23 protein-coding genes are annotated in these 26353 nt (G+C 59.3%); 18 read left to right on the forward strand and 5 right to left on the reverse strand.

Going from position 1 to position 26353, the window contains the following annotated elements:
• Positions 1–3: 3 nt before the first annotated feature.
• Entirely contained in the window at positions 4–807 is an 804-nt protein-coding gene (locus CIT31_RS09330; RefSeq protein ID WP_133116124.1) for a hypothetical protein, read from the reverse strand.
• A gap of 460 nt (positions 808–1267) precedes the next feature.
• On the opposite strand from CIT31_RS09330, the gene CIT31_RS09335 reads away from it, so the two are divergent.
• The 15 genes from CIT31_RS09335 to cysQ all read left to right on the forward strand — a co-directional run bounded on the left by CIT31_RS09335 (position 1268) and on the right by cysQ (position 18908).
• Positions 1268–2005: a class I SAM-dependent methyltransferase gene (locus tag CIT31_RS09335; RefSeq protein WP_245316151.1), complete on the forward strand. Its 738-nt coding sequence runs from the start codon at positions 1268–1270 to the stop codon at positions 2003–2005.
• A gap of 4 nt (positions 2006–2009) precedes the next feature.
• Complete coding sequence (locus CIT31_RS09340) at positions 2010–2984, forward strand: NAD-dependent epimerase/dehydratase family protein (RefSeq protein WP_164759838.1); 975 nt, start codon at positions 2010–2012, stop codon at positions 2982–2984.
• Positions 2981–4156, forward strand: a complete 1176-nt coding sequence (locus tag CIT31_RS09345) for a glycosyltransferase family 4 protein (protein ID WP_095518347.1) — start codon at positions 2981–2983, stop codon at positions 4154–4156. The genes CIT31_RS09340 and CIT31_RS09345 overlap by 4 nt, the downstream gene beginning before the upstream one ends.
• Positions 4153–6393, forward strand: coding sequence for an AGE family epimerase/isomerase (locus CIT31_RS09350; protein ID WP_095518348.1), 2241 nt, complete (start codon positions 4153–4155; stop codon positions 6391–6393). Before CIT31_RS09345 ends, CIT31_RS09350 begins: the two co-directional genes overlap by 4 nt.
• 187 nt (positions 6394–6580) lie before the next feature.
• Complete coding sequence (locus CIT31_RS09355; RefSeq protein WP_095518349.1) at positions 6581–7054, forward strand: hypothetical protein; 474 nt, start codon at positions 6581–6583, stop codon at positions 7052–7054.
• 115 nt (positions 7055–7169) lie between these two features.
• The gene (locus tag CIT31_RS09360) at positions 7170–7904 is read left to right on the forward strand and encodes a hypothetical protein (RefSeq protein WP_245316152.1); all 735 of its coding nucleotides are present in this window, start codon (positions 7170–7172) and stop codon (positions 7902–7904) included.
• A gap of 103 nt (positions 7905–8007) precedes the next feature.
• Positions 8008–8169: a hypothetical protein gene (locus CIT31_RS34135; RefSeq protein ID WP_165778388.1), complete on the forward strand. Its 162-nt coding sequence runs from the start codon at positions 8008–8010 to the stop codon at positions 8167–8169.
• A 126-nt stretch (positions 8170–8295) separates the two neighbouring features.
• On the forward strand, positions 8296–9105 hold the full coding sequence (locus CIT31_RS09365; protein WP_095518351.1) for a tyrosine-protein phosphatase: 810 nt from the start codon (positions 8296–8298) through the stop codon (positions 9103–9105).
• A 65-nt stretch (positions 9106–9170) separates the two neighbouring features.
• On the forward strand, positions 9171–9893 hold the full coding sequence (locus CIT31_RS09370; RefSeq protein WP_280950322.1) for a polysaccharide biosynthesis/export family protein: 723 nt from the start codon (positions 9171–9173) through the stop codon (positions 9891–9893).
• Positions 9894–9945: 52 nt separating this feature from the next.
• Complete coding sequence (locus tag CIT31_RS09375) at positions 9946–12324, forward strand: GumC family protein (protein ID WP_095518353.1); 2379 nt, start codon at positions 9946–9948, stop codon at positions 12322–12324.
• Positions 12212–13471, forward strand: a complete 1260-nt coding sequence (locus CIT31_RS09380) for a tetratricopeptide repeat protein (protein WP_095518354.1) — start codon at positions 12212–12214, stop codon at positions 13469–13471. The genes CIT31_RS09375 and CIT31_RS09380 overlap by 113 nt, the downstream gene beginning before the upstream one ends.
• On the forward strand, positions 13468–14787 hold the full coding sequence (locus CIT31_RS09385) for an O-antigen ligase family protein (RefSeq protein WP_095518355.1): 1320 nt from the start codon (positions 13468–13470) through the stop codon (positions 14785–14787). The genes CIT31_RS09380 and CIT31_RS09385 overlap by 4 nt, the downstream gene beginning before the upstream one ends.
• Positions 14788–15260: 473 nt before the next feature.
• Complete coding sequence (gene cysD / locus CIT31_RS09390) at positions 15261–16166, forward strand: sulfate adenylyltransferase subunit CysD (RefSeq protein ID WP_065006279.1); 906 nt, start codon at positions 15261–15263, stop codon at positions 16164–16166.
• A 2-nt stretch (positions 16167–16168) separates the two neighbouring features.
• Entirely contained in the window at positions 16169–18106 is a 1938-nt protein-coding gene (cysN, locus tag CIT31_RS09395) for a sulfate adenylyltransferase subunit CysN (protein ID WP_165778389.1), read from the forward strand.
• A 7-nt stretch (positions 18107–18113) separates the two neighbouring features.
• Positions 18114–18908 carry a 3'(2'),5'-bisphosphate nucleotidase CysQ gene (gene cysQ / locus CIT31_RS09400; protein WP_165778394.1) on the forward strand — a complete coding sequence of 265 codons (795 nt, stop codon included), beginning with the start codon at positions 18114–18116 and terminating at the stop codon, positions 18906–18908.
• 7 nt (positions 18909–18915) lie between these two features.
• Here the strand turns inward: cysQ and CIT31_RS09405 are convergent, their stop codons facing one another.
• From CIT31_RS09405 to CIT31_RS09420, 4 genes are all read right to left on the reverse strand, one after another.
• A complete protein-coding gene (locus tag CIT31_RS09405; protein ID WP_095518358.1) occupies positions 18916–20058 on the reverse strand; it encodes a DegT/DnrJ/EryC1/StrS family aminotransferase in 1143 nt (380 codons plus the stop codon).
• 255 nt (positions 20059–20313) lie between these two features.
• Positions 20314–21237, reverse strand: a complete 924-nt coding sequence (locus CIT31_RS09410; RefSeq protein ID WP_095518359.1) for a carbohydrate kinase family protein — start codon at positions 21235–21237, stop codon at positions 20314–20316.
• Positions 21234–21680, reverse strand: a complete 447-nt coding sequence (locus tag CIT31_RS09415) for an RbsD/FucU family protein (RefSeq protein ID WP_095518360.1) — start codon at positions 21678–21680, stop codon at positions 21234–21236. Before CIT31_RS09415 ends, CIT31_RS09410 begins: the two co-directional genes overlap by 4 nt.
• A gap of 2 nt (positions 21681–21682) precedes the next feature.
• Positions 21683–22909, reverse strand: coding sequence for an ROK family transcriptional regulator (locus tag CIT31_RS09420; protein ID WP_095518361.1), 1227 nt, complete (start codon positions 22907–22909; stop codon positions 21683–21685).
• 271 nt (positions 22910–23180) lie between these two features.
• On the opposite strand from CIT31_RS09420, the gene CIT31_RS09425 reads away from it, so the two are divergent.
• From CIT31_RS09425 to CIT31_RS09435, 3 genes are all read left to right on the forward strand, one after another.
• On the forward strand, positions 23181–24158 hold the full coding sequence (locus CIT31_RS09425; protein ID WP_240992868.1) for a sugar ABC transporter substrate-binding protein: 978 nt from the start codon (positions 23181–23183) through the stop codon (positions 24156–24158).
• Positions 24159–24314: 156 nt separating this feature from the next.
• Positions 24315–25379 (forward strand): ABC transporter permease, encoded by a 1065-nt coding sequence (locus CIT31_RS09430; RefSeq protein WP_029355789.1) that lies wholly within the window; start codon positions 24315–24317, stop codon positions 25377–25379.
• A 2-nt stretch (positions 25380–25381) separates the two neighbouring features.
• Positions 25382–26164, forward strand: coding sequence for an ATP-binding cassette domain-containing protein (locus tag CIT31_RS09435; RefSeq protein ID WP_095518362.1), 783 nt, complete (start codon positions 25382–25384; stop codon positions 26162–26164).
• The last annotated feature ends 189 nt before the right edge of the window (positions 26165–26353 follow it).

Below are 26353 nucleotides of genomic sequence, written 5' to 3' on the forward strand. Positions count from 1 at the left end.
AGTCTATGGGATCTTTCTCAGCTCCCGAAGGAAACTCAAAGTGGCCTGCCACCACTCCGCTTTTTCGTCCCATTTCGCTGGCCGATAGGGCGAATTGCTGCCGATGGTGCCCCATATAACGATTCCGTCAGCCAGCCTCCTGCAAGTGTCGAGTTGGGCATACCAGAGGTCGCCCGGCAGAAAAGCAAAAGTCTTGTGAAACTGCGGCCATAGAAAGCAGTAGACTGGCTTTCCTTGTGAAATCCTTCGTGCTTCCCCGATATTGGCTTGCGCATAGGCCACCCAAGCGTCCTTGTCGCCGTAAAACGTATACAGGGAGGGGAATAGCGCATCGACATAAGGGACGAGGGAGGAGGCGATCTTGGTGTTTTGCTGCTTCCAATCGTCCAGTTCAACTGCGCCCTGATGGCCGATCGCTCTCCAATGGTCCCTGATCGGCAAGACAGCATAAAGGCCAAGCTTGACGCTCGGGTCTGCCTTTCTGAATGCGCTGAGCGTCTTCTGGTATTTCGCGATTGACGATGCTTGATCCGGCCCCTCCAAGGGCCAGCTTTCAATGTCGATATTGAGGTATTCGTTGCTCCTCGGCCGTGCCAGAGCTTTCTGCACTTGGCCGGCGTCTGGAACGTCATGTCCTAGAACATGAGGGTCTACGATCGTGAGATGCTCGAAACCGAACGAGCGGAAATCGGGCCCGCCGGCGAAGTTCATAGCCTCGAAAAGCCTGAATGGGGTGCGCGTTTGCGCCGTCGCCGGCCATGAGCCGGCTACAAGGCATAACGCGCAGAATACTGTCTTGAAAAACATGATGCTCCGGGCCGTCAACGGGGTGAGTTTTACGCGGACGAAATTCGCGCGGTTCTAATTCTCGTGACCTGAACTTGACGAGTCTGGAAACGGTAGCTTAGCTGGACGCCTGGAACAACCTCCTGACCAAAGCGTGATCGACGCCGGAAATTGTCCGCCTGGAGCGGTGGACGGGCGAAGCATCCAAGCCTATGACCGAACGCGCTGTCGCACGCGTCAAGCTGAGCCTTGCGGCGCTGTTGTGGGCGCATCTACAAATCTGACGAGAAGGTCGAGATCGTTGTGACAAAGAAGGTGCCGCCTTACGCAGTTGTCGCCGGAAATCCGGCGCGGTTGATCCAGCATATGGTTTCTCTCAATGCCTGAAGCGGCCATGACTTGGGAAGACGCCGTCCGCTGGTGCATGAGCGAGCCTTCGATGAAAGAACTCGCCCGCGCCGCCTATTTCGACGATCCAGTCGTGGCCGCGCAGCGCTATCACCAAAGCGCGGAGTTCGACGCGGTTCGCAGTATGATCCCGCGCAAGGTGGGCCGTGCTCTCGATCTTGGCGCCGGCAACGGCATTCTCTCCTATGCCTTGGCGCGCGAGGGGTGGTCTGTAACCGCTGTAGAGCCCGATCCGAGCGCACTCGTCGGTGCCGCTGCGATCCGGGCGCTTGCCGAAAGCACAGGCACGCCCATCGATGTGGTCGAAGCGTTTGGGGAGGCGATCCCGTTGTCCGCCGCAGGCTATGATTTGGTTGTCGCACGGCAGGTGCTCCATCATGCCCATGACCTTCCGGCCTTCTGCCGCGAAATGGCGCGTCTCTCTCGCGAAGGCGCGACGGTGCTGTCGTTGCGTGACCACGTGGTCTCCGGGCCGCAGCAACTCGAGCCTTTCCTGCGCGCCCACCCGCTTCATCATCTCTACGGTGGAGAGAACGCCTTTACGCTGGCGGGCTACCGCGCTGCAATCCAGGGGGCCGGGCTGACGATCGATCGCGAATTGATCTCGTTCCAGTCCGTCGTGAATTATGACCCAATGACACCATCGGAGATTCGCGACAGGCTCGCCAAAATCTTTGGTCCGTTTTCCCCGGTTGTTCGCCTGGCCCTTTCGCCTGTGCCCTTTGGTGCCGTCGCCAGGGTCGCCGCCTCGCTTGATCGCCGGCCTGGGCGCTTGGTCTCTTTCCTTTGCCACAAGCGCGGGAAGGACTGATTTCTTGACGCAATCAAAAGAGGCTAAGCCTGTCTGGGTGACCGGGGCCGGCGGTTTCATCGGCCTGCACCTCGCTCGTTTTCTTGGTCAAAAGGGCTGCCATGTCATCGGCTTCGGTCGAAAAGAAGCACCGGGTTTTGCGTTGGCGACCGGCGGCGTATTTTTTTCCGGAGCAATAGCCGTGGAAACAATGGATGCGGCTCTGGCAGCACATGGTCGCCCATCGGCCGTGTATCATTTGGCGGGTGGCGCGACGGTCGGCCAGTCGATTGCCGATCCCCTGAAGGACTTTGAACAAAGCGTTGTCTCTGCGGCTCGTGTCCTCGATTTCTTGCGCCGACGCGCACCCGATGCACCTGTCGTTCTTGCATCCTCTGCGGCCGTCTATGGCGGCGGCCATGCGGGTTCGATCAGGGTCGACGCGGCGCTCGATCCCTATTCTCCCTATGGCTATCACAAACGCATGGTCGAGGAGCTTGGCCGGTCTTATTGTGCCGCATACGGCCAGCCAGTCTCGGTGGCTCGCCTCTTTTCGGTCTATGGCGAAGGGTTGCGCAAGCAATTGCTCTGGGATCTCTGCGGAAGGCTCGCGGCAGGCGAAACCGACATTGTGCTTGGCGGCACGGGTAGGGAAATGAGGGATTGGCACCATGTCTCGGATGTCGTGCGGTTGATCCATCGCATTTTGCCCGCCGGCGAACCGCGCTTCGCCGTCTATAATGGCGGTGCGGGCGCTCCTGCGTCCGTCAGCACGATTTCCAGCATGGTTTTGGAGGCCTGGGGAGGGAACCATCGCCTCTCGTTCTCTGGAGAATCCCGGCGGGGCGACCCTGTCAATCTGATCTCGGATCCCTCCGGCGTCCCGGAGGGGCTTCAGTTGCAGGTGCCGCTCAGCAGGGGCATCGCCGGCTATGTGGATTGGTATCGCGCTGAAATTCTCGCCGAGCCGGTCGGTCATCTGCGACGCTCCGCGCCTTGATTACCGTCGGCTTCACTCTCATCGGCCGCAGAACTTGGTCAGGCGGCGAGTCCTATCTACGCAACATGCTGAGCGTCATAGGCTCTGAGTTGCGTGGTAAGGTGCAGGCGAAACTGTTTCTTGCACCTGAGCAGCATTCAAGCATTGGCGCGTCCTTCGATCATATGTTGGCTGCGCCTGCTATTGTTGATGACCGGGTCACGGGCGCCGGGCTCGGCCGGCGAGGGCTGATCGCACTTGCTGGCGGAAGTGACCGTGCCTTCGCGGATCTTGTCGCTGAGCAAGGCATCGATGTCGTGTTTGAAGTCGCCCAGTGGTTCGGCAACCGGTTTCCAGTGCCGGTCGTTTCCTGGATCCCGGATTTCCAGCACCGTCGTCTGCCGCACCTCTTTCCGCGTAGCGCCTGGTGGCGCAGGGATGTCGGCTATCGCCTGCAGACGTCCGGAAATCGCACCATAATGCTCTCGAGTGGGGACGCGCTGGCGGACTGCAAAAAATTCTATCCGGCCTCGCGCAACAAGACCGCTGTCGTGCGTTTCGCTATCGATCTCGATCCAGCCGCCATCCTGGCGCGTGCCGATGAGGCGCGCCAGGCGCATGGGGTGCCCGAGCGTTTCTTCTTCCTCCCCAACCAGTTCTGGGTCCACAAGAACCACAGGCTGGTCGTAGAGGCGTTGAAGCATATAGACCAAATCGGGGCGCTGGACTCCTTGCCGCCGATAATCCTCACGGGACGCACCACCGATCCGCGCGACCCGACATTGTTCAAGCGCCTGATGGAGCTTGCGGAAACGCACCGGCTCGGAAGCCATTTTCGACACCTCGGATTGATTCCCTATGACGATGTCGTCGCCCTGATCGGTGCCGCAGACTATCTCCTGAACCCTTCGCACTTCGAGGGGTGGTCAACCACAGTCGAGGAAGCGAAGTCGCTGGGCACGCCGATGCTGCTGTCCGACATTCCACTGCATCGCGAGCAGGCGCCGGAATCGCTCTTCTTCGCACCCGATAGTGCAGAAGCGCTGGCGCAGCGACTCCTGGAAGCCGGGCAGCGCCCACGCTTAGCCCGCGACAGTGTCGCCGTGCTGCAAAGTCGGCAACAAATGCGCCGCCGAGACTACGCGGCAGCGCTCCTTGCTTTGTTTGAAAATGTCAGAGGTGTCACCCAATGACCGAGCGGATCGTCAGTTTTGTCATGAGCGGCGGCGTTGGCTCACGGCTGTGGCCGCTGTCGCGCGAGGACAATCCCAAGCAGTTCCACGATTTTTCGGGTGATGGCTCGATGCTGGCCAAGACGTTGCGCCGGCTAAGGGCGCGGCCGGATGGCGAAACGCCGATTTTCCTGATTGCCTCGGAGCGGCACGCCGACCGCGTCCACGCCGACCTCGCTGGCCTCGACCTTTCCGGTGGCGGCCCCTTGTTCGAGCCGACCGGTCGCAACACTGCCGCCGCCGTTGCCTTGGCGACCCTGCGCACCTTGTCCGAATATGGCGACAGCCTGGTGCTGGTGGTGCCGTCCGATCATGAGATCACGACTGCACGACAATTCTGGCAGAGCGTGGAAAACGGCACCGGCGCGGCGCGTGCGGGCCGGCTGGTGGTATTCGGCATCAAGCCTGGCCACCCCGAGACCGGTTACGGCTATATCGAGATCGCCGGCGAGAGGGATGGCATCTGCGATGTCTCGCGTTTTGTCGAGAAACCGGACCTCGCGACCGCGCAGAATTACCTGGCTGCAGGTAATTTCTACTGGAACACCGGCATCTTCCTGTTTCGCGCCAGCGCCATGCGCGACGCCTTCACGGCTTTCGAGCCCGAGATATGGCAGGCCACCGAAATTGCCTACCAGGCCGCGACATCAGATCTTTCCGGTCTGTATATGCCTCTGGAGCTCTACGCCGCCATTCCCTCGACGTCGATCGACTATGCGATCATGGAGCGCGCCAGCCACATCGCCATGGTGCCGGCCGGCTTCCGCTGGAACGATCTCGGTTCCTGGCAGTCGTTGCTCGATGTCGGCCCGTCCGACAATGACGGCAATGTCATCGTCGGCGACGTCGTCGCCATCGACTGCGAGAACTCCTACATCCGCAGCGACAGTCGCTTGCTCTCGGCCATCGGCTTGAAGGACGTTGCCGTCGTCTCGACCGCCGATGCCACCTTCGTCGCCCCCGTCAGCCGCAGCCAGAACGTCAAGAAGATCGTCGAGCAGCTCGAAAAGAGCGGTCGGCTGGAAACCAGGTTCACGCCCGCCGCCGACCGCGTGATCGAAAGCGGCGCCTGGCGCCGCCGTGTGCACCACTGGCTGTTTGAAGAGACGGTGCCGCTGTGGTCCACGGTCGGGGTCGATGAGCGCCATGGCGGTTTCCACGAGGCGCTCGGCTTTGACGCCATACCGCTGATGAAGCCCAAGCGCATGCGCACCATGGCCAGGCAAGTCTACGCCTTCGCTGTCGCCAAGGCGCGCGGCTGGGACGGGCCTGCCGACCGGTTGATCAGCCACGGCCTCGAATTCATGGCCAGAAACGGCCGCACCGACAATGGCGGCTGGGTGCGCACGCTCAATGTCAACGGCACGGTCGCCGACGCCGCCGAGGATGCCTATGATCATTCCTGCGTGCTCCTGGCGCTGGCGCATGCCCATATGGTCGGCAATCCTGATGCATTACGGCTTGCCGAAGAAACGTTTTCGTTTCTCGACGCGCATCTCGAGGATCATCGCATGACCGGCTTTCTCGAAACGTCGAGCGGCGCGGGCGACCGGCGTTCCAACCCGCATATGCATTTGCTCGAGGCTTTTCTGGCCTGGCATCAGGCGACCGGCGAACTCGCCTATCTTCGCCGCGCCGCGCGCATCGTCGATCTGTTTCGCAGCCACTTCTTCGATCCGGAAAGCTGGACGCTGGGCGAATATTTCGATGCCGAGTGGAGGCCGGCGGAGGGCGAGAAGGGTACATGGACGGAACCCGGCCACCATTTCGAATGGGCCTCGCTGCTGGTCGACTTTGCCGGGCGCAGCGGCCAGAGTGAACTGACCGGCTTTGCCAGAAAGCTCTATGCCTCGGCCATCGCCAACGGCCTCAATCGCGCCACTGGCCTTGCCTATGGTGCCGTCTCGCGGCAAGGTCTGCCGCTCGACCGTGTCTCACGCAGTTGGCCACAGGCGGAAGCGATCAAGGCGGCGATTGCGCTGGACGGTTCAGGCGGACCTGACCTCAAGCCCGAGATCGAAGCGCGTGTCGGTCGCCTGTTCCGTTGGCACATCGACCCGGCACCGCTTGGCCTGTGGATAGACCGGATCGACGAACGTGGCCGCTCGCTGGCGACCGATGTGCCGGCAAGTATCTTTTACCATCTGGTCTGTGCGCTGACCCAGTATCTCGACGGCACCATCGGCAAATCTCGATAGAGCGGGTTGGCAGAATAGGAAGTCTCTTCGATTGAAACCGGTCTGTTGTCTTTCGAGCCAAACATCGGTTTTTTGACCAGATGTCGGGCCTATCAGCCGCTATCGATGCGACCAAACAAACGGTGTGGTTGCGCGGGCGTTTCCGTTAGCGATAGAGATGCGTACTTGGCCATGGCGGAGTAGGATATTGTCGCTCAAGAATATAGGCTTGCTTGCATTTCTTGCCTTGGCGTTTGCGGTTGGCTTCTTTGTCATTATCGTGGAAAAAGGGACGCCTGTTCGTCCGCAACCCCCAAAGCGGCAAGCGGCACTTGAGCCGTTTGCGGGCAAGCTTTCCGTCCAGGCAGTCGATGATCTTCGCGTCGCCGGCCGCAAGATTGTGCTGTGCGGCGTGGCGTTTACCAAGCCAGGATCCATGCGTGCCATGGTAACGGAGGCAGTGCGCCGGGATTACCAAGGGCTCGCTCTGACCTGCAAGCCGGTCGGCACGGGGACACCTTGCGACGGCAATGTCGCCTCAAAGTTTGGTGACGCCATCGTTGTGCAGTGCCTCACGTCCGATGGCATGGATTTAGCGGCGAAACTTGCCGAGAATGGCATCTTGTGCGGACAGCCCGCACAGGCCGGTTCGACCTACAAATCTTGCCTATCAGGTTCGTAGCTCACGGCTCGCCAACTGCCTGTCATAAAACGAAAGACAGAATGTGCGATAACGCCCCACGTAAAACAGAGTTGGCCACAACCCCTGTACCAAGCATCCGCGCGATGGCGGCCAAATGCCGCGAAATAAACTTGCCTTTCTTACAATTTCCAGCGGGGGCGGCGCGAAAACGGAAGATTCAATCTGCCAAGTGAGTGTGTCCAATGAAACACACCGGAAACCAAAAAGTCATTTCGCAAATGCGAAACAGGTTGGAATCAAAGCAGAAAGCTGTTACGCGCTTACTCAATACCTTAGTGCTTGGGCGGGGCCGAGGTACGGCGGGAAAAAAGGATCGAAACGAATGAACCTTACTGTAAAAATTGCGTTGGCCGGATTTGTGGCCTCGATCGGCTTCGGCCCGGTTTCGTCTTTCGCTCAGGACACGTCATGCACCTGTACGACACCCTATCAGGCAGCGGCGAATTCGATTGGTTCCATCGGGCACGCCAATGGCGACGTAATGGTTTCGCAAGCCGCTGGCTATGGCCCGGCCAAGGCGGGAAATGCTCTGGATTTTGGCAGTCGCGTAGTGGTCGGTGCCAGGGGATCGGCTTCCGTCAATGTCGGTGGCTGCAACCTGGACGTGCCTGCGAACTCAAGCCTCGACATTTCTCGTGTCGAGAACAATATCTGCCTGAAAGTTGTCGGCTCCGAGCAGACGGCTGCCGCCGTTAGCTCTGAGCATACGGGTCAGATTCCCCCGGGCGGCAACCGGTCCAACACCCCGCTCTATATTTTTGGGGGCATGGCTGGTGCGGCCGGTATTCTTGCCGCAACGCAGGATGATGGCGACGGCGTCAGCCGTTAGGCTGAGTTAAGATAATACAGCAGAGGCATGTGACTGCCTCTGCTGTATTGTATTGCCGGCGCCTCTGTGCCGTAGCCTTGGCGCGTCGGTTGGAGTCGGGATATTGATGGAATTCGTCAACCATACCGCTCTATGGCTTGAGTTGAAGCTGAATGCGCTTCGTGCTGGGCGAGTTCGTCTCGCGCCGCTGGGCGGCGCTGTGACAGCTGGCGCGGCAGCGCTGGTTATCAGCTTGCAGAATGACGACAGCGCTGTCGGCGAATAGCTTGGATCTGGCATCTACCGCATTGCATGAGCTTGATAGATGCGTCATTCGCTATCGTGCGGGTGGCGCATTTGCCTATTTTCGGGGAGAAGTCGTCACGTTGCTTCAGTGCGGCCACAAACGCCAATGATCGACCTGCATTCCCACATCTTGCCCGGTCTTGATGACGGCTCGCCCAGTCTTGCTGAATCGCTGGAAATGGCGCGGCTGGCGGTGGCAGATGGAACGACGCATATGGCGTGTACGCCGCATATCGTGCCAGGCATGTACGAAAACGGATCGGCAAACATTGCCCGAGCAGTTCAAGGTTTGGAGCAGGCGCTACGCCGCGCGGCAATACCGCTTGCTCTTTACGTTGGCGCCGACGTGCATGTAGCGCCGGATCTTCCGGAGCAATTGGCGCTAGGTAGCGTGCCGACCTTGAACAGATCTCGTTATTTTCTCTTCGAGCCGCCGCATCACGTTTTACCCCCAAGACTGGAGGATCTTGCTCTGCGCCTCATAAACGCCGGGTTCATTCCGATTCTCACCCATCCTGAGCGGTTAACCTGGATCAAGGCAAATTACGACGTTGTCGAGAGGTTGAATGCAATCGGCTGCCTTGTTCAGCTTACCGCAGACTCGATTGTTGGTGCTTTTGGGCGCACGGCGCTTTACTATTCGGAAAAGCTGATTGACGAGGGCAGGGTAGATATTATCGCATCGGACACCCATGGCGCCACCCGTCGGCCGCCTGGGCTTTCGCAGGCAGTCGCCGTTGCCGCGAAGCGGTGTGGGGAAGATGAGGCCCGCAATATGGTGTTGAAACGTCCAGGCGAAATATTGGCGAACCGGCCTCTCGAGCCGGTTGGAAAGGCACGCTCGAAGAAGCCAGGCCCCGGCAACGTTGGTCGCTTTGCAGGATTGGGTCGTTTGTTGAAGGGCGGGACCGCGTGATGGGCGTTTTTCATTTCGCAAAAAGCTATACGGGCACGATATGTGTCTTGCTCGGTTCACTCGCAATGTCTGCCTGCACCAGCACCTCGTCGACGACATCGTCTTCGCCGACTTCGGTCGATGCGCTGCAACTGACGTCATCGTCGGCGTCGCTTTCGGGCGGCGGTGCTCTGCAGGTCGTAAAGGACCTGCCTGCACCGCAAAATACGCAGAACGGCAGCGAGCAGCCTTTGTCTCCGAACGACGTGCTCGATGTGAATGTGTTCCAGGTCGACAATCTGAACAGAACCGTCCAAGTCGACGCCGGCGGGCAGATTTCGCTTCCACTTATCGGGACCGTCACCGCGGCAGGAAAGACCGTCCGCCAGCTGGAGCAGGAAATCGAAACGGCCTACGGCGCCAACTATCTGCAGTCGCCGGATGTATCGGTCTATGTCAAGGAATCTATCGGACAGCGCGTTACCGTCGACGGCGAAGTCACCAAGGCCGGTATCTTTCCGGTGTCGAGCAATTCTTCTCTCATCGATGCGATCGCCCTTGCTGGCGGGTTCAATTCCGTTGGTGATGCGGGAAAAGTCTTTGTCTATCGTAATATCGGCCCAAACACTTTGGTCGCAAATTACAATGTGGAGCAGATTCGTGCCGGCAAGAGCCGCAATCCACGCATCTATGGTGGCGACAAGATTGTCGTCTTCGCCTCGAAATCGAAAATTGCGCTGAACAATCTCAAGGACGCCCTCGGCGTCGCCTCGAGTGCAGCCCGAATTGCGGTGATCCCGGGAATATAACCATGGCCCGTCAGAATTCAGGATCCAGACAAACCTAGGATTACTTCGCACTATGCTCGATCGTAACAGACAGCATCAAATTGCAGGCCCAGGACATGGCCAAGCCTTGTCTCCCGACCTGTATTATGACGGTGCGCAAAACTATAGCTCGTATGGCCGCGATTATTCGGAGCAGGACGAGGGCTTCAATCCGCTCAGGCTGCTGTTTTACGTTGTCCAGTATCGGTGGCTGATCGTCATGATGGCGGCAGCCGGGCTGGTTGCCGGCATCGTTGTTACCATGATGCAGACGCCAAAATATCTGGCGACAACGCAGTTGGAAGTGTTGGTCCCTTCGGCCAAGGTCTTCCAGGACATTGAGGTGGTTTCTGAAAGCAGCGACCTGCGGGCCTTTCAAACTGCCCGTGAAAAGCTCAAAAGCCGTGCATTGGCGCAACGAGTGGTGTTCCAACTGGGCCTCAGCGAAAAGCCGGATTTTCTGTTTCCGACTCCGAACTTCTCGCTTAGCAATATTTTCTATCGGGCGTTCGGAATTTCAAAATCGCCTTCCATAGAAGAGAAAACCCCGGAGGAACGTGAGAAGATCGCGATCGGTCGCGTTATGAAAGACCTCACGGTCACTCTTGTCACCAACACAAGCCTGCTGTCGATTGCGTTTGCCGACCAGAACCCGAAATATGCAAGTGACATAGCCAATCAGGTCGCACAAAGCTTTATCGATCAACGCCTCGATCAGACCAGCGAGACATCCGACCTGGCACGGCAGTTCATCCAGGAACAGGTTCTGCAGGTAAAGCAAAAGCTTCAGAAGTCCGAAGAGGATCTGGTCGCTTATGCAAAGGATGTTGGCATTACGATCACCGGCGACGACAAATCGCTGATTGGATCGAATATCGAGGCCCTGAACACCGCGCTTGCGACAGCAATCCAGGAACGTCTCGATGCCGGACGGATGGTGGACCAGATAGACAAAGGTCGCGGGGCGAGTCTTGGCCCGGTCTTGGAAAGCGAAGGCCTGCAGAAGATCACCGATAAACTGGCTGATTTGACTAGCCAGTATCAGCAGAAATTAGGCATATTGAAGCCTGGCTTTCCAGAAATGCAGCAGCTTCAGGCGCAGATCAAGGAGCTGCAACGGCTTTATAACAATGGCGTTTTGACTATAACCGATTCGTTGCGGCAGAAATACCAGGAGGCTCAGAACAAGGAGGCCGACCTCAAGTCAAAACTTGCCGAGATGGAGAAGCAGCAGGTTATCTTCAACGATAAAAACATTAAATACACGATCCTGAAGCGCGAGGTTGATTCGAATAGGTCGCAGTATGATAATCTTATTGCGAAGCTGAACGAGGTCGGCGTCAGCTCTGAACTCAAGACACAAAGCGCGGCAATCGTCGATTTCGCGACACAGCCTAATAATCCTTATTCTCCGCGCCTGAGCATCAATCTTGCGGTCGCCTTGGCTCTTTTCTTGGCTCTGAGCGCATCAATTATTTACATCATCGAGTTGTTGAACAACACCTTTACCAATCCTGAGCAGATCGAGAAGGAGTTGGGATTGGCGATGCTCGGCATCTTGCCGCTAGTCGATGATCGGGAACTCATAGCCAGTATTACCGACCAGAAATCAGGATTGTCCGAAGCCTACCGTTCGCTTCGAACCTCGTTGCAGTTCTCCGGCGCCGAAGGTGCGCCGCGATCGCTGCTGGTCACGAGTTCGGAGCCGTCGGAAGGCAAGTCGACCACCTCGTTCAAGCTCGCGCAGGACTTTGCAGCGCTCGGTGCGAGGGTTCTCATCGTTGACGGCGATCTTCGAAAGCCGAATCTTCATAGGCTGTTTGGTCTCGACAACACAATCGGACTGAGCAATCTCCTGACGAACACCGTCCGCAAGGAGGATCTGGCGAGCATTTTCAGGGCGACGAAATATCCTAACGTGACCGTCCTGACCTCCGGAACGATCCCGCCCAACCCTGCTGACCTGCTCTCTTCGCCGAAGATGGCACTGATCGTTACCAATCTCGGCAAGCGCTTTGATCTTGTCATAATTGATGCCCCGCCGGTCGTCGGCCTTTCAGATGCACCCATCCTCAGCCGGCTTGCGGAGGGCACATTGATGGTCATTTCGACCAATCAGGTCACACGCAAGTCGGCGAAGACGGCGTTGAAGCGTCTGCGAGCTGCCGGCGCGAACGTGGTGGGAGCCGCGATGTCGAAGTTTGCGGTGAACAAGTTCGATTACAATTACGCCTATAAGTATATGAATTACCAGTATTACGATTACGGCACGAGTACCCCGAAACTTGAGGGCAAAGTCGATGATGGAGCAGACCAGCCCGCTTTCGCGAAATCTCCGGCGTTCAGGCGTTTGGTTCGTCGCATCCGCTCTAGTGTTGGCGGCTTCGTCGATCGGGCTAAGTCGGTTTCTTGAAACTGAAACGCCGGCCGTTTCCCTCGCGCTGGATCCGTTGAACGTCAATGCCGTGATAGGCGGAATAACCGCCGACCTGAACGATACAAGCAACACTCCCGATTTCGATGCATTGCTCGCCAAGGCCGAAGGCGCGCTTCGCTTTGACGTGGCAGATGCGCGTCTCTACAGCCTGATTGGCGAGATCAAATACCGACAGGGCAAAAAAGAAGAAGCCTATGACTTCTTCGATCAAGCTCGAAAGTTATCCAAGACCGAAATCCACGCGCTCCAGAGGTCCATTGGCCACTCGATCGAGACCGGCGATCTGTCGAAGGCTGTCGGCGAGATCGATATATTGCTGCGGCGATGGCCAGATCGATTTCCGGCTATCGCCGAGGGCCTGCCGACAATCCTGTCAAGCCCCGACGGATACCAGGCCGTTCTGGCAGCCATCAAGGCGGAGGCACCTTGGAGAGCAAGTCTGTTCGTCGCGCTTGGCAAAACCCCCGAGGGGCTCGATTTCGCAAATCGGCTGCTGCTCGATTTGACGGGCTCAAGCGCGCCGCCAAACTCGAGCGAATTGTCCCGGGTGATCCACGAACATATTCGTCAGAAGAAATTTGAACAGGCGTATCGGTTGTTTCTTTTCAGCCTGTCTGATCAGGAACGGAAGTTGGGCGGATACATTTTCAACAGTACCTTTGAACCGGTACCCAGTGGTAAACCTTTCGATTGGCAAGTCGGCGAGCAGTCAGGTTTGGAAGTTACCTTTGTAACATCTCAGGATGCGGTCGCAGGTGAGGGTGGTGCGACGATTCGCTTCCTGAACACGCCCGTCAAGAACGCTTCTCTTCAGCAGTATATTGAACTCCCTCCAGGTTCGTACAAGATTTCTCTTAATGCCTCTGCAAGGAACCTGAAACTTCCAAAGGAATTATTCTGGTCGATCAGGTGCTTGGGTCCATCTGGGGAAATAGCGCGGTTCAATATTCCCGAGGGTACATACAATCGTCAGGCACTGAGTCAGGATTTTTCGGTTGGACCGGCTGGGTGCCCCATGCAATTGTTACGGCTGGAGACGGCCGCCATTGCTGAGAGCTGGCGATTTCGCTACGTCGGTACGTTGGTAATGCACAAATTGAGCATCGAGAGACTTTCATCTTGAGCGACCGGCCATCGGAATGGGATAAATATCTCCTTGGATCGGTTCTGTTTATATCGCTGCTGATCGGCGGGGGGACTGCAAGCGGCCTCTATACGGATACGCTGATTGAGGTCGCGGCAATCATCACGGCGGCGGCTGTCTTTTCACAGACCTCTGGCCAAAGAATCCCGTATACAATTCTGTGGCTGCTTATCTTCGCTGTGGCGTTGGTGATTTTACAAATCGTTCCGTTGCCTGCGGCCATACTCAACGGGTTGCGGCCGGAGCTGTTGCTCGGAGATCCATGGCTGGCGGGACAGAGCGGATTTCGCTTCGTCAGCGTCGGAGTCGGACGGACGATCGAATGTCTGTTGTATCTGGTGGCGTCAGCCGCGTTTTTCTTGAGCGTATTGCGCTTGCGCACCGAGCAGGTTCAAGGGCTTCTGCCTTTCTTTTTTATGGGCGTTATCTGCAATGGGTTAGCGGGAGCGATTCAATATTCGCTCTCTGACGACATCGCCATAGAGGGATTGTTGCCGTTTACGATCAACGCCGGGCTTTTTGCCAACCAGAATCATTTTGCGGCCTTGCTTTTTGTTTCCATCCCCTTCGTCGTTTATTACGGTCTGTTCCGTGGACATCTCCTGTCAGGATCGCTCGGACTGGTCTCGCTTTTGCTGCTCCTTTTGGCTGCCGGTTCGCGTGCTGGTGTTCTGATTGGGTTGGCGATTACCGTACTATCGGTTGTCTTTCTTTCAGCACGTTCGAGGGTGAGCGGACTCAGCATCCTTGCAGTTTTCATAGGACTTTCGGTCTACACGATAGGCGCGTGGACTAGGATCCATGCCGAAGTGGTTGATCCGGCTTTTGGGCGAGGAGAATTTGCGCGCACCACTATTGAGGGAATAAAGGAGAATTTGGCTACTGGCGTTGGATTTGGGAATTTTCAGAAGGCCTATCAGATATATGAAAAGGAAGGGATGATTTTCAAGCAATATGTTAATCATGCCCACAACGATTACCTTGAAATAGCCTTCGAGGGTGGGGTTATTGCAATTCTACTGATGATGTTTTATTTCATATTACTTCTTGCGGGGCTTGTCAGAATTCGCCGAGATCCACTTCAAAAGGCAGCTTTCCTCTCGGTATCTTTCCTTCTCATCCATTCACTCGTCGATTATCCATTGCGGACCGAAGCGCTTGCAATGACGTTTGCCTATATGAACGCCATTATCTTCCACAAAGGATTTGCAGACCGTTTGGCCCAGAAGAACGAATTGATCGAGATCGACCATAACGGTGACAAGTTGTTTGTTCCCATCGGAACTTCGTCGTAGCGCCTCTTGGCGACGGCTCTGCGAGCTGCCGTTCGCGACCGACGGGTCGCTCTCCCAAATTCTAGGGACCGGTATAGCGACTGATCATGGACTTCGAGCGCGGCAGGGCCGGACTGCCATCAAAATCGACAGTGCTGCTCAATCCACCACTCGTAACCCGCAGGCCACCACTCGTAACCGCAGGAAGTGTAGCCGAGTTGGCGCTGATCTCGGCCCGTCCAGGAATATTTTTCTTGGGCCACCAAGCCCATCAGCGAGCAGGAATTTCCGGGTTCTCGCCCCAGCGTGGAAAATTCATTCCCGAACCACTCCAAGGCAAGCCTGTCCCGCATTGTTATAAACCATGGCGATCTGCTAGAACGCCTGCACGAAAATGAGATCGTCCAGAAGTGAAGCTTGAACCGGGCCGCTGAAAATTGCGCCTGATGCATCGATGCAAGGTCTGGATTGGCACGAGAGAACGCTTACAGTCCATGAACATCGCGCTTACGCACCTTCAGCGGCTCGAGGCTGAATCCATCCATATCTTTCGCGAGGTAGCGGCGGCCTTCGCCAAGCCGGTCATGCTCTATTCCGTCGGCAAGGATTCCTCGGTTCTGATGCATCTTGCGATGAAGGCGTTTTATCCGGCCAAGCCGCCCTTTCCCTTTCTCCACGTCGACACGACCTGGAAATTCCGCGAGATGATCGCCTTTCGCGATCAGATGGCGCAAAAGCTCGGTTTCGATCTCCTTGTCCACGTTAACGAGGATGGTGTGCGCGACAACATCAATCCCTTCGACCATGGCTCGAACACCCATACGCATGTGATGAAGACCGTGGCGCTGCGGCAGGCGCTCGACAAATACGGCTTCGATGCAGCCTTTGGCGGTGCCCGGCGCGACGAGGAGAAATCGCGCGCCAAGGAGCGGATCTTCTCCTTCCGCAATGCCCAGCACGTCTGGGACCCAAAGAACCAGCGGCCGGAGATGTGGAAGATATTCAACACCCGCATCGCGACCGGTGAATCGATCCGGGTGTTTCCGTTGTCGAACTGGACCGAACTCGATATCTGGCAGTATATTCTCCAGGAAGACATCCCGATCGTACCGCTCTATTTCGCCAAGGAGCGGCCGGTCGTCGAACGCGACGGCATGCTCATTCTGAGGGATGACGACCGTATGGAATTGCGCCCGGGCGAAACAGTGGAGAACCGGCTGGTGCGGTTCCGCACGCTCGGCTGCTATCCGCTGACCGGCGCGATCGAGTCCGACGCCGATACGCTGGAGGCCATTGTCGGCGAAATGCTGACGGCGCGCACCTCCGAACGGCAGGGCCGCCTGATCGACCGTGATGAAGCCGGTTCGATGGAAAAGAAGAAGCGCGAGGGGTATTTCTGAGCATGCGCCACATCATGGCCGAGAGCCTCGCCCCCACCGACGGCATTCGTGACTATCTGGCGGTGCAGGAACGAAAGTCGCTGCTGCGCTTCCTGACCTGCGGTTCGGTCGACGACGGCAAGTCGACGCTGATCGGACGCCTGCTTTCGGATACCAAGCAGATTTTCGAGGACCAGCTTTCCGCGCTCGAGCGTGATTCGCGCAAGCACGGGACGACGGGCGACGACGTCGATTTCGCGCTGCTGGTCGATGGCCTAGAGGCCGAGCGCGAGCAGGGCATCACCATCGATGTCGCCTATCGCTTTTTCGCCACGCCGAAACGCAAATTCATCGTTGCCGACACACCCGGCCACGAACAATACACGCGCAACATGGCGACGGGCGCGTCGACCGCCGATCTGGCCATCGTGCTGATCGACGCCCGGCAGGGCGTGCTGCGCCAGACAAGGCGCCACTCGATCATCGCGTCGCTGCTGGGCATCCGGCACATCGTGCTCGCCGTCAACAAGATCGATCTCGTCGGCTTCGACAAGGCCGTGTTCGAACGCATCATCGAAGACTACCGGCAATTTTCGCATCAGCTCGGCTTCGAGACGATCGTGCCCATCCCGATGTCTGCCCGTTATGGCGACAACGTCTCCAGCCGCTCGGACAAGACAGAATGGTATTCCGGCCCGACGCTGATCGAACATCTGGAAACCGTGTCGGTCGATGACGCCGTTGTCGAACTGCCGTTCCGTTTTCCAGTGCAGTATGTGAACCGCCCCAATCTCGATTTTCGCGGTTTCGCCGGCACGATTGCGTCCGGTTCCGTCTCAACAGGCGACGAGGTCGTTGTCGCCAAATCCGGCAAGTCCGCTCATGTAAGGCGCATCGTCTCGCATGGCGGCGACCTGAGCCAAGCGGTCGCCGGCCAGGCCACCACTCTTGTTCTCGACGACGAGGTCGAGGTCTCGCGCGGCAATATGCTGGTGTCGCCGGCGGCGCGGCCGCAGGTCGCCGACCAGTTCGCCGCCAACATCGTCTGGTTCGATGAGCATGCGCTGCTGCCGGGCCGCTCCTACATCCTGCGGACCGAGACCGATCAGACCAGTGCCACCGTCACCGACCTGAAGTACCGCGTCAACGTCAACGACTTTGCCCATGAGGCGGCCAAGTCGCTCGAAATGAACGAAGTCGGAATTTGCAACATCTCGACTCGGGCGCCGATCGCCTTCGATACTTTCGCCGAGAACCGAACGACCGGCGCCTTCATCCTGATCGACCGCATCACCAACGCCACGGTCGGGGCCGGCATGATCCTGCATTCGCTGCGCCGCGCCGAAAACATCCACTGGCAATCGCTCGATGTCGGCAAGCACGGCCGTGCCGATCTGAAGAACCAGCGGCCCGCCGTGTTCTGGTTCACCGGGCTCTCGGGCTCGGGCAAGTCGACCATCGCCAATCTTTTTGAGAAGAAGCTGTTCGCCACCGGCCGGCATACCTACATCCTGGATGGCGATAATGTCCGCCACGGCCTCAATCGCGATCTTGGCTTCACCGACGCCGACCGCGTCGAAAACATTCGCCGCGTTGCGGAAGTGGCGCGGCTGATGGCCGATGCCGGGCTGATCGTCATTGTTTCCTTCATTTCGCCATTCAGGGCCGAGCGGCGCATGGCCAGGGAGTTGATGGCCACCGGTGAATTCGTCGAGGTGTTTGTCGACACACCCTTTGAGGAATGCGCCAGACGCGATCCGAAGGGCCTCTATGCGCGGGCGTTGAATGGCGAAATCAAGAATTTCACCGGCGTCGATTCACCGTATGAAGCCCCGGAAAACCCCGAAATCCATCTCAAGACACTCGGCAAGTCTGCCGAGGAGATGGTAGAGGCCCTGGAACTCTGGCTGAACGAGCGTGACATTGCCGAAAACCAATATGATAGCGGCGGCGGCATCTGACGAAGCGATGCTCGGCGTTTTCGAGCGCATCGCCTTGGCGGCGGGGCGAGAGGTGATGCGCGTCTTCGATGCCGGCTGCGCGGTCGACCAGAAATCAGACAGCTCGCCGGTGACCGAGGCCGATCGCGAGAGCGAAAAGATCATTCTCGCTGGGCTGCGCGCGGCTTTCCCCGACATCCCTTGTGTGGCTGAGGAAGAGGCATCGACCGGCATCGTGCCGCCCGACCTCGACGACGCCTTCTTCCTGGTGGATCCGCTCGACGGCACCAAGGAATTCGTCAACCGCAGGACCGACTTCACCGTCAACATCGCGCTCGTTCGCCACGGCGTGCCGGATATCGGTGTGGTCTTTGCGCCATGCACGCGACGCTTCTTTTCCGGCCGGCCGGGCAGGGCGGAAGCAATCGAAGTCAATGGCGACTACCAGATCATCGGCCGTCGGCCGATTTCGGCCAGAACGGGTGTGGCGCCACTGACCGTCGTCGCCAGCCGGTCCCATAATACGCCGGAGACCGAAGCCTATATTCGCACCGTGGGTGCTGCCGAGATCGTGTCGGTCGGCTCGTCGCTGAAATTCTGTCTTGTCGCCGGCGCCGAGGCCGACGTCTATCCGCGCTTCGGCCGCACCATGGAATGGGACACCGCGGCCGGCGATGCGGTGCTGCGCGCGGCAGGCGGTATAACGCGCACACTCGATGGTCAGCCGCTGGCCTACGGCAAGCGCAACCAGAGCGATGACGAGGACTTCGCCAATCCGTATTTCATCGCCAGCGGCAAGCCTGCGGTGTCCAGACCTGTCTAACGACCGTCTACGCGGCGGCGATTTGCGCCGAATTCGAGCCGATATAGTTGCGGATCGTCTCGATGATACGGTCCTGGTCGGCCTCGCCCAGATAGGGGTGCATGGGCAGGCAGAGGATGCGCCTCGGCAGCTCCTCCGAAACGGTTAGACCCGTCGGCGTGCGCGGATAGTCGCGGTAGGCGATCTGGCTGTGCAAGGGCTTCACGTAATAGATGACCGACGGGATGCCCTTGTCCCCGAGATGCGCCTTCAGCCCGTCGCGCTTCGGCGTCTCGATGGCATATTGCGCCCAGGCCGAACGGCCACCTTCCAGGTTGCGCGCCGTCTTGACGATGTCACCGAGGCCTTCGGCATACCGATTGGCGACCGCCTGCCTGGCAGCCATCTCGTCTTCGAGAATGGTCAGCTTCTCGATCAGGATCGCCGCCTGCAGCGTATCGAGCCGCGAATTGATTCCGACGCGGACATTGTCATATTGGGTTTCGCCCTTGCCGTGGAAGGCGAACGAGCGAAGTTGCTCGGCCAGCGCATCGTCATTGGTGAACATCGCGCCGCCGTCGCCATAGCAGCCGAGCGGTTTTGCCGGGTAGAAGCTGGTCGAGCCGACCGCGCCGAACGAACCGCACATTTTGCCGTCGATCGAGCCGCCGATCGCCTGTGCGGCATCTTCGATCACCATCAGCCCTTCGCGGTTGGCGATCGCCATGATCGCCTCGTAGTCAGCAGCGAGCCCGAACAGGTCGACGGGAATGATCGCCCTTGGCTTCAGCCGGCCTTCCGCCTTGATCATGGCGATGGCCGCCTCGAGACTGGCGATGTCGATGTTGTAGGTCTGGGGATCGACATCGACGAAAACCGGCTCAGCCTTGGCCAGCGCCACCACTTCCGCCGTGGCGGCGAAGGTGAAGCTCGGCACGAACACCGCGTCACCTGGGCCGATGCCGGCCGCAAACAGCGGCAGCAGCAGTGCGTCAGTGCCGTTGGCGCAGGCTACCACATGCTTGGTGCCGATATAGGCGGCAAGCTTGTTTTCGAATTCGGTGACTTGGGGGCCGAGAATATAGCGCCCCTCGTCGACGACGCGGTCGATCGCTACTTTCAGCCTGTCGCGGATTCGTTCGCGCTGCGCGCCTAGATCGATGAACTGCATGTCGGCCTCAAACGGTACTAGCCAGATAACGGGCCGCTGGTATCAGACTTGGCGCGGCCGAGAAAGCCGCATGGGCAAAACCGCGAATTGCTCAAGTGTCGCAGCCTGTTACCCGCGATTGCCGGTGTGTCTTTGTCAGACGCCGGAAATCCGGGCTTCGTCGGGCAAGGTCTGACCTTTGCATCGCATCCTATCCGGTGAGGCGAAACATAAAGTGATCGATCGGCGCAATGCCTTCTGAATGATCCGATCCGGTCAGTCGATTTCATGCCGCCAGGGCGGATTGGCACCGGCCCGCGACACGGTTACCGCCGCAGCCTTGGCGCCAAGCGCCAGCGCCTTGTGGATGGCGTCTTCCGCCAGATTGGCGATCGCCTCCTTCGACAGCAGGCCTTGCTCGTGCAGCGAGGCCAGGATGCCGGCGTTGAACGTGTCGCCGGCGCCGACAGTATCGACCACCTCGACCTTGTCAGGCACGACCGTGACCTTGTGATCCCTGGTGTAGCCGACGGCGCCTTCGCTGCCATGGGTCACGACGATCAGCGTCGGGCCGCGATCCAGCCAGTTGCGCACGACGTCCTCGTGCGAGCCGGCTTCGCCGAACCAGTTGAGGTCCTCGTCCGACAGCTTCACGATGTCGGCCATCGCCATCATCGAGCGGATGCGCCTGAGATGCTTGGCCTTGTCCGATATGAAATTCGGCCGAATGTTGGGGTCGAGCATCATGGCGCGGTGGCTGTGCTCGCGCCGCATGAATTCCTCGTAGGCTGATCCGGCCGGCTCCGAGATCAGGCTGATGGCGCCAAACAGCATGGCTTCGATCTCGCTGCCGAGTTTCGGCAGATCGTCGATGGTCAGCATGCGTCCGGCTGTGTTTTCATCGTAGAACGTGTAGGTCGCCTGGCCGTTGTCCAGCCGCACGAAAGCAAGCGTGGTCGGCCGGGGCGATGTGTGCGCATAGGTGGAACTGACCTTGCTTGCCCCGAGCGCGTCCCTGAACTGGCCGCCGAACAGATCCGACGACAGGCCGGAAAAGAAACCGGCGGGTGCTCCCAGCCGGCCGAGCGCAATAGCGGTATTGAACACCGCGCCGCCGACATAGGGGGCAAAGGCCGGCTCGCCCTCCGTCGTGGTGCGTGGCAGCATGTCGATCAGGGCTTCGCCGCAACAGAGGATCATGGTTTCCTGGTCTCCGGCGGATAGATCACACCCTTGCGGATGATGATGTTGGCGTAGAGCCGCGGCTCGCTTGTCGCGACGATCGCGTGCGCGGACCTAACCCGTTGATAGAAGTCGGCGCCGGCAAGCGCAACCACCTTGCGGCCCGGAGCACGCTTGGCGCAGATCGCCTCCATCTCGTGATGAACGGGATCGGCAAGCAGGGGATTACCTTGGACCGACGCGCGAAACAGCGCCTCCGGCACTGCGTCATCGACAGGCAACACGCTGAGGACGGCGTCGAGCATCGGAACAAGATGATGACCGTCGGCGCGGATGAGCCGGTGTGCCTGCTCTTTCGCCGGGTAGTTTCCGTCTACAAGGGCGATCTCGTCGCCATGACCCATGGCACGCAGCGTCGCCAGAAGCTCCGGACCGAGCAGCACCGGGATTCCGATCAGCACGCTCAGGCACTCCTGGAAATCATAGTCGAGCCGATAAGGAAGCGCTCGGAAAGCGGCAGGCTGGCGCCGCCCAGGGCACGTGCATGAATGCCGACAGTCCCCTCGCGAATGGCCGGAAGCTTCAGGCCTTCACCATCGATCTTGCCGATAGCTTCGACAACGGCATCGACGAGCCGGCGCCGCACGGCCTTCGGCATCCATCCGTCGATCACCGCTGCCTCGAAATCGATAACCGATGACGCCGCCACAATGGCATAGGCGAGCGCCTGCGAAGCGCAGGCGATCCAGTCGTCGAGCTCGACGCCGATCTCGCCCCAATCCTCCGGTGACGTCCACAGGTGCGAGGCCTCGATACCGCGTGCGTTAAGCGCCTTTTCCAGCATGGCAATCGACGCCACGTCGATCAATTGGGCCGGCTTGCCGTCCGGTCCGGGCACCGGCATCGAACCCAGCGCGCCGGCATTGCCGGTCGGCCCGCCGAAAAGGTGACCGTTCAGCACGATGCCGCCGCCGGCGAAGGCACCAATATAGAAATAGACGAAGTCGCGCGCCGCACCCGCCCGGCCGAACACCAGTTCGGCGCCGCAAGCCGAGGTGGCGTCATTCTGCAGGTAGACCGGGAATTCGCACTGCGCCTGGATGTCGGCGCGGATGTCGCGGTGGCGCCATTCGTCCATGACGTCGCGCGGCGCACCTGCCGTATCGGCCCAGTTCCACAATTCGAACGGCATGGCGATGCCAAGTCCGGCAATGCGCTTGTCCTGCGCCGAGGTGAGATCGCCGCGCATCGTCTTCATGCCGGAGGTGACGAATTCGACCGTCTCGCGCGGTGCCGGATAGCGGTAGGAATGCTGCAGCATCGAGCGCACGTTGCCGAGAAAATCGATCAGCACGAGTTCGGCGCTGCGACGGCCGATCTTCAAGCCGATGAAATAGGCACCATCGGGATTGAGCGCCATCGGAATGGAAGGTTGGCCGATCTTGCCGCGCAACGGCGCCTGACGGACAAGGAGGTTGTCATCCTCGAGCTCACGCATGATGACCGAAACCGTCTGGGCGGAAAGTCCGGTCATGCGCGCAATGTCGGACTTGGCCAGGCTGCCGTGCTGACGCACCAGCGACAGCACCAGCCGCTCATTGTGGTCCCGCATGCCGCTCTGGTTGGTGCCGCGGTGAATGCGGCTTTCGGCTGCCTCGGGCGAACCGTGCCTTGTAGTGCCGGTCTCCACCCCTGTTCCTCCCGTCGTTTCCCTCAACGCTTTTGGGCCAGAATGGGTGAACGACGCAGCGCTGTCAATAATAAATAAGAGTGATTTAATTATTGACAGAGACCTCGGTCTGGTATTCTGTTGGGGCAGGCGTCCACGCTGGGAGAAGTCGCTGGATGCTTTGTGCAGGTGCCGGTTGGCCGGCATCCGAAATGGTTCCACTGGGAGGAAAATCGTGACCAAGACAGCACTATTGAAGTCCACCGTGTTCGCCGCGGCCGGACTGGGTCTGATGGCGTTCACCTCGGCTGCGTCCGCCGCCGATGTCGGCGCCTGCCTGATCACCAAGACCGACACCAACCCGTTCTTCGTCAAGATGAAGGAAGGTGCGACCGCGAAAGCCAAAGAACTCGGCGTCGATCTTAAGGCTTACGCCGGCAAGATCGACGGCGACAGCGAGAGCCAGGTGGCGGCGATCGAAAGCTGTATCGCCGACGGCGCCAAGGGCATCCTGATCACCGCGTCGGACACCAAGGGCATTGTCCCGGCGGTGAAGAAGGCGCGTGACGCCGGTCTGCTCGTGATCGCGCTCGACACGCCGCTTGATCCGCTCGACGCTGCCGACGCGACCTTTGCGACGGACAATCTGGAGGCCGGCAAGCTGATCGGCGCGTGGGCCGCCGCGACGCTCGGCGACAAGGCGAAGGATGCCAAGATCGGCTTCCTCGACCTGACGCCCTCGCAGCCGACGGTCGACGTCTTGCGCGATCAAGGCTTCATGATGGGCTACGGCATCGACGTGAAAGACCCCAACAAGATCGGCGACGAGGACGATCCGCGTATCGTCGGCCACGACGTCACCAACGGCAACGAAGAAGGCGGCCGCAAGGCGATGGAGAACCTTCTCCAGAAGGACCCTGGCATCAACGTGATCCACACCATCAACGAGCCGGCAGCCGTCGGCGCCTACCAGGCGCTCAAGGCCGTGGGTCTCGAAGGCAATGTGCTGATCGTGTCGGTTGATGGCGGCTGCCCCGGCGTGAAGTCGGTCGCCGAGGGCGTGATCGGTGCGACCTCACAGCAATATCCGCTGCAGATGGCGGCACTCGGCATCGAAGCGATTGCCGCTTTCGCCAAGGACGGGACGAAGCCCAAGCCGACCGAAGGCAAGGATTTCTTCGACACCGGCGTCAACCTCGTGACCGACAAGCCCGCTGAGGGCGTGAAGTCCATCGACACCAAGGAAGGCCTCGCCAAGTGCTGGGGCTGATGCCGGTCTGACAGGCAACAGAACCGATCGGCCGGGGACTTGATCCCCGGCCGCTTCGGGTGGACGATGCGCTATCGCGAGCGCGAATAATTCCGGCGGCAGATCGGAAACAGTGGACGGGCGTCGGCGCGTGGCTGAAGCCGCATGGGAGGAAACATGGCTCAGGTTCAGGAATTCGAAAAGGCTCTCTCGAACAGCGAGACAAGCGTCGCTGCTTTCGACGAGCACGGCACGTCGATTGTCAAGCGCATCCAGCACTTCCTGCATTCCACTCCGGCTGCGGTTCCGCTGATCGTGCTGGTTCTGTCGATCGCTGTCTTCGGCGTCACGATCGGAGGACGGTTTTTTTCGTCCTACACGCTGACGCTGATCCTGCAGCAGATCGCCATCGTTGGTATTCTAGGAGCCGCGCAGACGCTGGTCATCCTTACAGCCGGCATCGACCTGTCAATCGGCGTGATCATGGTGATTTCGGCCGTGATCATGGGCAATTGCGCGGTCACCTATGGTCTGCCGACCTTGCTTGCCGTGGTGATTGGGCTTGCCGCCGGCGGGGCCTGCGGGCTGCTCAACGGGCTGCTGGTCGCGTACATGAAGCTGCCGCCCTTCATCGTCACGCTCGGCACCTGGAACATCGTCATGGCCACCAACTTCATTTATTCGGCCAATGAGACGATCCGCGATGCCGACGTCGATGTCCAGGCGCCGCTGCTGCATTTGTTTGGCCTGAACTTCAAGATCGGCACGGCGGTGCTGACGTTCGGCGTGATTGCCATGGTCGTGCTGGTGCTGATCCTGTGGTACGTGCTCAATCACACGGCATGGGGCCGCCATGTCTACGCCGTCGGCGACGATCCGGAGGCGGCCAAGCTGTCGGGCATCCAGACCAAGAAGGTGCTGATCTCGGTCTACACACTTGCCGGGCTGATCGCCGCTTTCGCTGCCTGGGTCTCCATCGGTCGCAACGGTTCGATCTCGCCGTCTGCCGCCGTCACCGACTACAATTTGCAGGCGATCACTGCGACGGTGATTGGCGGTATTTCCCTCTTCGGCGGACGCGGCTCGATTCTAGGCACATTGTTCGGTGCGATGATCGTCGGCGTCGTCTCGATGGGCCTCAACATGCTGGGCGCCGATCCGCAATGGAAAGTGCTGCTCACCGGTGTGCTGATCATCGGCGCCGTGGCGATCGACCAGTGGATCAGAAAGGTTTCGGTGTAACCATGACCCAGGAGCCCATCCTCACCGCGCGTGGCCTCGTCAAGCGCTACGGCCGCGTTACCGCACTGAACAGCTGCGACTTCGATCTCTATCCGGGAGAAATCCTGGCGGTGATCGGCGACAACGGCGCCGGCAAGTCGACGCTGATCAAGGCGATCTCGGGCGCCGTGATTCCGGACGAGGGGATCATCGAGTTAGACCGCAAGCAGGTGCTCTTCAAGTCGCCCATCGAGGCCCGTGAAGCCGGCATCGAAACCGTCTACCAGAACCTGGCGCTGTCGCCGGCGCTGTCGATCGCCGACAATATGTTCCTCGGTCGCGAGATCCGCAAACCGGGTTTTCTGGGCGACTGGCTGCGCATGCTCGACCGCCCGGCAATGGAAAAGCGCGCCCGCGACAAGCTCACCGAACTTGGCCTGATGACCATCCAGAACATCAGCCAGGCCGTGGAAACGCTGTCGGGCGGCCAACGCCAGGGCGTGGCGGTGGCGCGCGCCGCCGCCTTCGGCTCGAAGATGGTCATCATGGATGAGCCGACGGCGGCGTTAGGCGTCAAGGAGAGCCGCCGCGTGCTCGAACTGATCCTCGACGTGAAGAAGCGCGGCCTGCCGATCGTGCTGATCTCGCACAACATGCCGCATGTCTTCGAGGTGGCCGACCGCATTCACATCCATCGGCTGGGCCGTCGCCTCTGTGTCATCGATCCCAAGCAATATACGATGTCCGACGCCGTCGCCTTCATGACCGGAGCGAAGCTTCCGCCGGAGGCGGCGCTGGCGGCCTGATGCATGTCGCCCAAAAGCATGCCCTCGGGCGCGAACCGAGCGCAGCGGTTTTGGGACAACGACATGCACATAAGTAAGAACTTAAGGCGCGTCGCAGAGGCCCCCCAAACGCGACGCGCTTTAAGTTGCTAGGTTGCCGCAGGTAAGCTTCCCCGCGGCAATCTAACTCGATTGAACGCACAACAATAT

This window comes from Mesorhizobium wenxiniae (assembly GCF_002284535.1).
Classification (GTDB): Bacteria; Pseudomonadota; Alphaproteobacteria; order Rhizobiales; family Rhizobiaceae; genus Mesorhizobium; species Mesorhizobium wenxiniae.

Excerpts from the sequence above, each read along its gene's own strand:
- cysN (WP_165778389.1), top strand. The coding sequence starts at position 16,169 with ATGCGCCACATCATGGCCGAGAGCCTCGCCCCCACCGACGGCATTCGT.
- CIT31_RS09410 (WP_095518359.1), bottom strand. The coding sequence starts at position 21,237 with ATGATCCTCTGTTGCGGCGAAGCCCTGATCGACATGCTGCCACGCACC.
- CIT31_RS09425 (WP_240992868.1), top strand. The coding sequence starts at position 23,181 with ATGGCGTTCACCTCGGCTGCGTCCGCCGCCGATGTCGGCGCCTGCCTG.
- CIT31_RS09370 (WP_280950322.1), top strand. The coding sequence starts at position 9,171 with ATGTCTGCCTGCACCAGCACCTCGTCGACGACATCGTCTTCGCCGACT.
- CIT31_RS09365 (WP_095518351.1), top strand. The coding sequence starts at position 8,296 with ATGATCGACCTGCATTCCCACATCTTGCCCGGTCTTGATGACGGCTCG.
- CIT31_RS09330 (WP_133116124.1), bottom strand. The coding sequence starts at position 807 with ATGTTTTTCAAGACAGTATTCTGCGCGTTATGCCTTGTAGCCGGCTCA.
- CIT31_RS09350 (WP_095518348.1), top strand. The coding sequence starts at position 4,153 with ATGACCGAGCGGATCGTCAGTTTTGTCATGAGCGGCGGCGTTGGCTCA.
- CIT31_RS09405 (WP_095518358.1), bottom strand. The coding sequence starts at position 20,058 with ATGCAGTTCATCGATCTAGGCGCGCAGCGCGAACGAATCCGCGACAGG.
- cysD (WP_065006279.1), top strand. The coding sequence starts at position 15,261 with ATGAACATCGCGCTTACGCACCTTCAGCGGCTCGAGGCTGAATCCATC.
- CIT31_RS09375 (WP_095518353.1), top strand. The coding sequence starts at position 9,946 with ATGCTCGATCGTAACAGACAGCATCAAATTGCAGGCCCAGGACATGGC.
- CIT31_RS09435 (WP_095518362.1), top strand. The coding sequence starts at position 25,382 with ATGACCCAGGAGCCCATCCTCACCGCGCGTGGCCTCGTCAAGCGCTAC.
- CIT31_RS09360 (WP_245316152.1), top strand. The coding sequence starts at position 7,170 with ATGCCGCGAAATAAACTTGCCTTTCTTACAATTTCCAGCGGGGGCGGC.
- cysQ (WP_165778394.1), top strand. The coding sequence starts at position 18,114 with ATGCTCGGCGTTTTCGAGCGCATCGCCTTGGCGGCGGGGCGAGAGGTG.
- CIT31_RS09430 (WP_029355789.1), top strand. The coding sequence starts at position 24,315 with ATGGCTCAGGTTCAGGAATTCGAAAAGGCTCTCTCGAACAGCGAGACA.
- CIT31_RS09380 (WP_095518354.1), top strand. The coding sequence starts at position 12,212 with ATGATGGAGCAGACCAGCCCGCTTTCGCGAAATCTCCGGCGTTCAGGC.